This window comes from Candidatus Marinimicrobia bacterium CG08_land_8_20_14_0_20_45_22 (assembly GCA_002774355.1).
Classification (GTDB): domain Bacteria; phylum Fidelibacterota; class UBA2242; order UBA2242; family UBA2242; genus 0-14-0-20-45-22.
Map to the genome: position 1 here is coordinate 22,543 of PEYN01000168.1, position 7,853 is coordinate 30,395.

The following is a 7,853-nucleotide window of genomic DNA, read 5'->3' on the forward strand; positions in this document are numbered from 1 at the left end:
ATACCATGACATCATTCGCAGACGAAATTCGTTTGATAGACCAAGGAATTCTCCGACCGATTTACTTGCTCTGGGGCGGAGAATATTTCCTCGAAGAGCAGGTGATTCAGGCGTTGTTTTCGGCTTTTGCAGGCACCATTCCGACGAGCGTCGAGAGAAAAATTTTTTATGGAGACGACCGGAAAGATGAACCATTTATCCAAAGCTTAGTTAACTTCGGAATGTTCGCGCCGCTTCAGTTTATCATTTATAAAAACATTCAAAAGCTTAATGTTTCCCATCGGAAAAGTCTTCAACGGTACATCGATTCGCCCGATCCGAATATCCTGCTAATATTGACGGCGGATAATGAGACAAAATCTTCGTTGGTCGATCAACTGAAGAAATCAAAATCTGTCAAAACCATTTTTTCCTCCACGCCAGAACCAGAACAGTTTGCCGGAATCGTACAAACGGCGCTCGCTCGGCGCGGTTATACGATTTCGGACGACGCAATGATGCGACTCGTTTCCTGTACCGACGATTCACTGGCGCACACATTCGCCGAATTGGAAAAGATCATCGTATCCGCGGGTGACGCCAAAGAGTTGACATTCGAAACGGTCGATGCGATCATCGGCGCCGATAAAAAATATCAGGTGAGTGAATTGTTAACCGCAGTTGCTGATCGCGACATGAAAAAGTCTATAAAAATAGCGCTGGCGATGATCAACGCGGGCGACGGTATGCCGTTCATCGTCTCAAAGCTATTTCATTTCTTCCTTAACATCTGGGCGTATCCGCACGCGGCGTCCTTTAACGGCAACAAAAACCGGTGGAACCAAAAACAGGAAGCGGATTTTAAAGTCGGGTACGGAAATTATCGAGAACGCAATTTCGGAGAGATTTTTCAAAGATTGACTGACGCTGATTTGAAATCAAAATCGGTAAACCTAACCGACGAAGAACTGATTGTACCGCTGTTGTATGAAATCATCAATGCTTAGAATTGGAACGCATGGAAGACAAATATAAAATCACGGACGAAGAACTCATTGCCAGATTTCAAGCAGGCGACGAAAGCGCATTCGAAGAAATCGTCCATCGATATTCCGGACGATTAATGAATTTCGCTTATCGCTTTTTGATGGACCACGAAGAGGCGGAAGATGTCGTTCAAGATACGTTTCTCAAAGTCTATCAAAACCGATACGCCTATAAGGAAATTGCGAAATTCTCGACATGGATCTACACGATTACAGGAAATCTGGCGAAAACAATCCTTCGGAAACGACGCAACCGGCAGCTCTTTTTCTTCTCGCGGCTAGGCCCCGAAGAAAAAGACATAGAATTCCCGTCAACCAACAAATTACCGGAATCTTCGTTTGAAGAAAAATACGATGATAAAATGGTACAGAGAGCAATTGTAAAATTGCCGGAACAATTTCGCACCGCGATCATTTTAAGGGATATTCAGGATCTTTCTTATGAAGAAATCAGCAATATCATTGACGCGCCACTCGGAACCGTCAAGTCTAGGATCAACCGGGCGCGCTTGCGCCTACAGGAAGAACTAGAGTCATTGAAAGGCAAGTGATTTTTACAGGAGGTGTTAAGCAATTTATGATGAATTGTTACCAGTTTAAAAACTCCATATCAAGTTATATCGAAGAAGACATCAACTTCAAACGTCGAAAGGAATACGAGGAACATCTGCAAGGTTGTCCCGAGTGCAGGCTTTTACATAACAGAATTCTGCAAAACAAAAAACGGCTGGCGTCCTTGCCAAAAGTTGCCGTGAGCGATCAATTCATGTATCATCTCCAGAATAAAATTCTTGCCGATCGTAATGCTCGAATTCGTCAGTCGCTTCAAAATGGTTTTTCTTTTAAGCGAATTCCCTCTTTTGCTTACGGATTTGCCGCCGCATTGCTTGCTGTTGTTACCGTATTTTTCATTCTGCAATCACAAGGAGTGGATTCAACGACTTCCGGCGTCCCTCCCGTCGTTCAGGAACAGATCAATCAGCAACCGCCGTTCGTTTCTCAACCGCCAGTTAGACAAATCGCCCCGGCTCAGCAACCCATTAAAAATGTATTGGTTGCCGACGACACGCGGAGCCAGATTAAACCTGACTCATCGGATAAAGATGTTCAGGAAGACGATCAACCGGTTCGACATAATCCAGATTATCAGAATCAGATCAGGACGGTTAAAAAGCAGTATTAAAGTTGTTTTAGTTTCCGGGTTTTACATAATTCATATTGATTTTATAGACGGATAATCGTATTTTTACCTGCTGTTTTTGCAGGTTGTAATGAAAAATTTGAAGAGTATTTGGTTCCTTAGCTTTCTCCTAATCGCCGTTTTATTTCTGGTTGTCGTTTATCCCGGAATTGAAACGTTGCAGGGTATTCCCTTTACATTTCTGTGGGTTTTCAAGATACTAGTTTTCGTCGCTTTCTTTTCAATCGTTCTCTTCTTATTGATCGAAATAAAACATCTGACGCGGAAGATCCGGACGATTCAGGAAACCATAAAATCCGAAGGAACGGGAGATCGTTCGGACGAATCGCTCAAGGGACTCGGATTGAAAACCAGCGTCGATCCGGAAAAAAACTATCAAGAAATGACGCAACAGATTTTATCGCTTGCCCAATCTTCTTTAGTCGCTCAAACCGTCTTTATCTATTTCTACAGTGATGCAGACGATGAATACATACTTCAGGAATTTCTGACATCTTTGAACGTCGATCTCAAGCCATCTTTTCATGCGGCTAATTCCATTTTTAACAAGTTTCATCAATCGGCAGTCCCGAGAATATTTTCCGATGAACTTCTGAAGAATGGACAGATTCCATACTACCGGAAAAATCCTCGCGTCGGAACCATTATGCTGGTCCCGATTTTTCTAAAAAAAGGCACCTTTCTCGGTCTGCTCGGAATGGATAGCATCAGCAAAGAAGCATGGAGCGATGATGACACCAAATTGGCGAAAGCGTTCGTTGAACTTTATTCGCAGATTATCTGGCAGACCGACGTTATCGACAAACAGTTGACGCAGATGAAATTTTTCGACGATATTTGCAAGATGAGCAATGAAAGTTCACTCGGCATTGATTTGCTCGATCTATATAAAAAGGCTGGCGCTATTATCAAGAAATTTTACAATTTCGACAAAATGACGTTGGCGACTTTTAAAGAAGAGGAATCCCGCGAATTGCATATCGAATATGTCGAAGGGTTAGAAGCAGATTACTCCATCGGACATCTGATACCGATTGACGGAAGCCTTTTCCAGAAGGTCGTCGATAACAGTCAAACCCTTTCTTTGCCTGACTATGAACAGGCGGGCATTCAATATCGGTTCCGACCCGACGATCTTCCGCTCTTTCCGTTTCGTTCTTGCCTTGGCGTTCCGCTAGATTTCGGCAGAAAACGCTTCGGCGGCATTCTATTGGAAAGTTTTAAGGTCAATAATTTTGCCATTGAAGAAGCGGAAACACTGTCGTTCTTGGGAAAAAATCTTTCCGAAATCATCAGTAGGATTCGAGTGCATCAGATCATGAAAGAACTCGCGCTTATCGACGGACTGACCGGTATTTATAATCAGCGCGCATTCAAAGAACGATTCACGACGGAAATCGAGCGCTGTCGCCGATTCAAAACTTCGATGACACTGTTTGTTCTGGATCTCGACAATTTCAAGCGGATCAACGATACGCACGGACATTTGTTCGGCGACTTTCTGCTAAAAAAGACAGCATCGATCATTCAGTCAAGCGTCCGATCTATTGATATCGCCTGCCGGTGCGGCGGCGAGGAATTCGCCGTCATCTTAGTTAACGCCGACAAGCGAAGTTGCCTGACAAGTGCCGAAAGAATCCGCAGTAACATTCAAAATTTCTCTTTCGATAAAGATAAAATCAGCGAAAAAATTACCGTCAGCATCGGCATTTCCGAATATCAGATTGACGGCAACGATCTTCAAACAATCTTTTCCGCCGCCGGCAATGCGATGTATCAATCCAAACGAGCTGGCGGCAATCGCGTCACAATGTATAAACCAAACTAAGTTAGGAGTCAATTCAATATGGCAAAACGAATCAGTAAAGGTTTCGGAGATAAAACTTCCAAAGCGCTAAAAGATTTTAAAAAGCACTGCCCCGTCTGTGGCGAACCCATCGAATTAATCAAACGCATCATCACTATCACCAACCCCGAAAAAAATTCTATCCGTTTTCAGGAAAAAATGGTCGGCGTCTGCAAATGCAATCGTAGCGAAATTTATCAATAAGACCGCCTTCTTGTCGATGCGGAAAATCAATCGACATAGAGGAAATCGATGCAATCTTCGATAAAACGAACCTTCTCATTTTTACCCATTCTATTCGGGGCATTGCCGTTTCTTTCTTCTTTTTCTAATTGCGCTGGCGGTAAACCCGCTATCTCATCTACATCCACCGAAATCGCGTCTCCCCAACCGAAATCTTATGATTCTCAAGCCCTCGAACATTTCATGGCAGGCGAGTCGTTTGCACTTCAGGGCGATTACGCAATGGCGGCGCTGGAATATCAAGATGCCCTCCAATACGATACAACTTCTGCAACAATTTATCTTTCGCTGGGAAAAACCTATCTGAATCTGGGCAAATTTGACCGCGGCGCCGCCGCACTCAAAAAGGCTATCCAATGTAATTCGTCCGATCCGGAAGCGAGAGAAATTCTCGCGCAGGTTCTTTTTCTAACCGGTAAAACCAAAGAGGCTCAGCGCGAATATGAAATTTTGGCGAGAGAACGACCGAACGACCCAGAAATTCAGTTCCAAATTGCCGCGATCTATCTGAAGAACAACCAGCCAGACCGCGCTTTGAAAATTTACACAACTGTTTTTTCAACAGATTCGTCGCGTCTTGACGCATTGGAAAAAGCCACCGAAGTTGCCTTCATTCAAAAAGATTTCAAACAAGCCGCAAAATTCTTCGATATTTTGATCAAGCGCGCTCCCGACAACATTGACTATATCAAAGGAAGAGCCAACCTCGCGATTATGAACGGCGATCTCAATACAGCCATCGATCTGAGTAAACAAGTTCTCGCACTTGATCCGCAGAATTTTGCCAACCGTGAACGCCTCGGCGATATTCTTTCACGAAGCGATCGGTTCGAGGAAGCAGATTCGTACCTCCAGATGATGATCGAATCCTATCCGGACAGTCTCAATAGTTACGAAAATCTTGCCATGCTTTTCATACGGCAGGAAAGGTATTCCGACGCCATAGATTTTCTGCGAATAGCTCTTGAAAAATTCACAAATTCCCCAATTTTTTTAATGCTTCAGGGATCCTGTTATTTTTCCTTGAAAAACTACGCGCTCGCTGAACCACCGCTCGCGACCGCATTGCAAGCCGTACCAAAGAACATACAGGCGCAACACATGCTCGCCAACGTTTGGGACGCCGTCGGAAAATATGACCTCGCAGACAGTCTCTATAACGAAATCATTCGTGACAATCCTGACGACGACGTCGCGCTAAATAATCATGCCTATAGTCTGGCCGTTCGGGGCGTATCGCTTAAGAAAGCCCTGAACATGATCAGCCGTGCATTGCAGAAAGAGCCGGAAAATTCATCCTATCTCGATACCAAAGGTTGGATTTTATACAAACTCGGCAAATTCCAAGAAGCACTTCAGTGGGTCGAAAAATCGCTGGGAACCGAAAATGAAAATTCGGAAGTGCTCGAACATCTCGGCGACATTCACCAAAGTCTGGGCAATCGTGAAAAAGCACAGGAATTTTACGAGCGAGCGTTGAAAATCGATTCGGAAAATGAGCGACTTAAACAGAAACTCGTCACCGAATAGCATTTACTGCCAGCCGGTTTTCGTCATCGCGCTCTGGCTGAGTCTCCAGAGTTGCGCCTCAACAACCGCATTTCACCAAAACATATTCAATCCTGAGTTTTTGGATCCCGAAAAGCGCACCGAAGCGATCAATAACATTGGACAATTAAACGCCGATTTGAAAATCGGTATCGATTCGCCCGACGGAGCATTTTCTCTTCCGGCAGATCTTCAGTTTCAGACAACCGATACGCTTTTCATTCAGATTTACGATCCGTTCGGCAGAAAACTCTCGCGCGCGGAATTGAACAGCGACGAATATTTCATTTTACTCCAACGAGACGGAACTATTTTTTCGGGGAGCGAATTGCCGACAGAATTAGGCGGCTATGAACTACCAGCATTTTCCCCGGAAAATTTTCGACAACTATTACTTGGATTGCCGGTCAGGTCGCCGTCTTTTCAGATAACTAATTTCAGACAAACATCCTGTCCTAAGTCTATGATAATCGGAAGTAAAGCCGGAAAGTGGAAAATCCGCTACCAATCGTATGAATCGGTTAACGATATTCCATTCCCTTCGGAAATTTCGATTCAGAACCGGCAGGCAAATATCGAAATACAAATTCAACTCTCGAATTTCTCTCCCGCGTTGCGTAAATTCGCGCAGTAATGAAACCATTAACGAAGAGGTTTGAGTGAATTCAGAAGGAAAAAACGGATTGGTTTCGGTCGTCGTTCCCGTCCTGAACGAAGAAAAATCGCTCGAAGAACTCTATCATCAGATCGCCACCGCTTTTAAAGGCGCCGAACTGACGTATGAGGTCATTTTTATTGATGACGGAAGCACCGACCGCTCTTTTGAGATCGAATTAAAAATCGCAGGTGAAAATTCTAACGTTAGCATTGTGCGGTTTCAGCGAAATTTTGGTAAAGCCGCCGCGCTGATGGAAGGGTTTCGCTTGGCAAAAGGTGAGTTCGTGGCGACTCTCGATGCCGATCTTCAGGATGATCCAAACGAAATTCCGGCGATGATTCGTCAGATGAATGGTGGCTATGATCTCATTTCCGGCTGGAAGAAAAAACGCAATGATCCAGTAACGAAAACTATTCCATCAAAAATATTCAACCGCGTCACTCGCTGGATGACCGGCGCCAAAATACACGATTTCAACTGCGGATTGAAAGTCTATCGCCACGAGGTGGTTCAGTCACTGAAAATCTACGGCGGTTTATACCGATACATCCCGGCGCTGGCGCATCTTTCCGGCTTTCGCGTCGGCGAGAAAGTCGTTCAGCACCGCGCGCGACAGTTTGGCGTTTCTAAATACGGCGGATCGCGGCTCTATCACGGCTTCTGGGACTTAATCACCATTCTCTTTCTGAGCAAATACGAACGCCGTCCGCTTCATCTGTTCGGACTGCCCGGCATTCTCTGTTTTCTTGCAGGGTTTGTCATTTCATTAGGGTTGACAATTCGGTGGTTCATGGGACACTGGATTGCCAATCGACCGGCTTTCTTTTTGGGAATTTTACTACTGATCGTCGGTTTGCAGTTCATCTCCATGGGATTGCTGGGTGAGATGATCGCTTTCGGACAAAAGAAAGAAAACGCCATCATCAAATCGGTCTTGCTCCCGGAATCGACAAAGGAAAACGCCTGACGGTGAGCCAGATGAACTCGAAAACGATCATTCATGCCGACTGCCGGTTTTTCCTCGGCTACATTCCCTGCCGGTTTCATAAATCGGAAGGCGCGCATTGCGAAAACTGTTCGCATTACGACCGGATCGAAGAAAAAATCCTGATCATTAAACTTGGCGCGATAGGCGATGTCATCCGCACGACGCCGCTTCTTGAAAAATTGAAAGTCGAACATCCGAAAGCGGCAATCTGGTGGTTGACACTAACGCCGGAAATTCTTCCGCCGACCGTCGATAGGAAATTGAAGTTCGATCTCGCTAACACGCTTTATATAGAAAATGTCGATTTCGACTTGCTCATCAATTTGGATAAAGACCCGGAAGCC

Annotated in this window: 9 protein-coding genes; all 9 read left to right on the forward strand. The window is 44.8% G+C overall.

What is annotated here, in order from left to right; translation table 11 throughout:
* The first annotated feature begins 5 nt into the window (after window positions 1–5).
* A complete protein-coding gene (gene holA / locus COT43_09785; GenBank protein PIS27594.1) occupies window positions 6–986 on the forward strand; it encodes a DNA polymerase III subunit delta in 981 nt (326 codons plus the stop codon).
* An 11-nt stretch (window positions 987–997) separates the two neighbouring features.
* Window positions 998–1,576 (forward strand): RNA polymerase subunit sigma-24, encoded by a 579-nt coding sequence (locus COT43_09790; protein ID PIS27595.1) that lies wholly within the window; start codon window positions 998–1,000, stop codon window positions 1,574–1,576.
* A gap of 26 nt (window positions 1,577–1,602) precedes the next feature.
* Window positions 1,603–2,208 (forward strand): hypothetical protein, encoded by a 606-nt coding sequence (locus COT43_09795; protein PIS27596.1) that lies wholly within the window; start codon window positions 1,603–1,605, stop codon window positions 2,206–2,208.
* A gap of 88 nt (window positions 2,209–2,296) precedes the next feature.
* On the forward strand, window positions 2,297–4,054 hold the full coding sequence (locus tag COT43_09800) for a hypothetical protein (protein ID PIS27597.1): 1,758 nt from the start codon (window positions 2,297–2,299) through the stop codon (window positions 4,052–4,054).
* Window positions 4,055–4,072: 18 nt separating this feature from the next.
* Window positions 4,073–4,276: a hypothetical protein gene (locus COT43_09805; protein ID PIS27598.1), complete on the forward strand. Its 204-nt coding sequence runs from the start codon at window positions 4,073–4,075 to the stop codon at window positions 4,274–4,276.
* Between the two features lie 48 nt (window positions 4,277–4,324).
* Complete coding sequence (locus tag COT43_09810) at window positions 4,325–5,845, forward strand: hypothetical protein (GenBank protein PIS27599.1); 1,521 nt, start codon at window positions 4,325–4,327, stop codon at window positions 5,843–5,845.
* Entirely contained in the window at window positions 5,811–6,497 is a 687-nt protein-coding gene (locus tag COT43_09815) for a hypothetical protein (protein PIS27600.1), read from the forward strand. The genes COT43_09810 and COT43_09815 overlap by 35 nt, the downstream gene beginning before the upstream one ends.
* A gap of 49 nt (window positions 6,498–6,546) precedes the next feature.
* Window positions 6,547–7,488 carry a glycosyltransferase gene (locus tag COT43_09820; protein PIS27602.1) on the forward strand — a complete coding sequence of 314 codons (942 nt, stop codon included), beginning with the start codon at window positions 6,547–6,549 and terminating at the stop codon, window positions 7,486–7,488.
* A gap of 11 nt (window positions 7,489–7,499) precedes the next feature.
* The coding region (locus COT43_09825) for a glycosyltransferase family 9 protein (GenBank protein PIS27601.1) at window positions 7,500–7,853 on the forward strand (354 nt) is incomplete at its 3' end.

What these genes read in the sequence shown, in the direction of transcription:
- COT43_09810 (PIS27599.1), top strand. Translation starts at nt 4,325, where the DNA reads ATGCAATCTTCGATAAAACGAACCTTCTCATTTTTACCCATTCTATTC.
- COT43_09795 (PIS27596.1), top strand. Translation starts at nt 1,603, where the DNA reads ATGATGAATTGTTACCAGTTTAAAAACTCCATATCAAGTTATATCGAA.
- COT43_09800 (PIS27597.1), top strand. Translation starts at nt 2,297, where the DNA reads ATGAAAAATTTGAAGAGTATTTGGTTCCTTAGCTTTCTCCTAATCGCC.
- holA (PIS27594.1), top strand. Translation starts at nt 6, where the DNA reads ATGACATCATTCGCAGACGAAATTCGTTTGATAGACCAAGGAATTCTC.
- COT43_09790 (PIS27595.1), top strand. Translation starts at nt 998, where the DNA reads ATGGAAGACAAATATAAAATCACGGACGAAGAACTCATTGCCAGATTT.
- COT43_09805 (PIS27598.1), top strand. Translation starts at nt 4,073, where the DNA reads ATGGCAAAACGAATCAGTAAAGGTTTCGGAGATAAAACTTCCAAAGCG.
- COT43_09815 (PIS27600.1), top strand. Translation starts at nt 5,811, where the DNA reads ATGAGCGACTTAAACAGAAACTCGTCACCGAATAGCATTTACTGCCAG.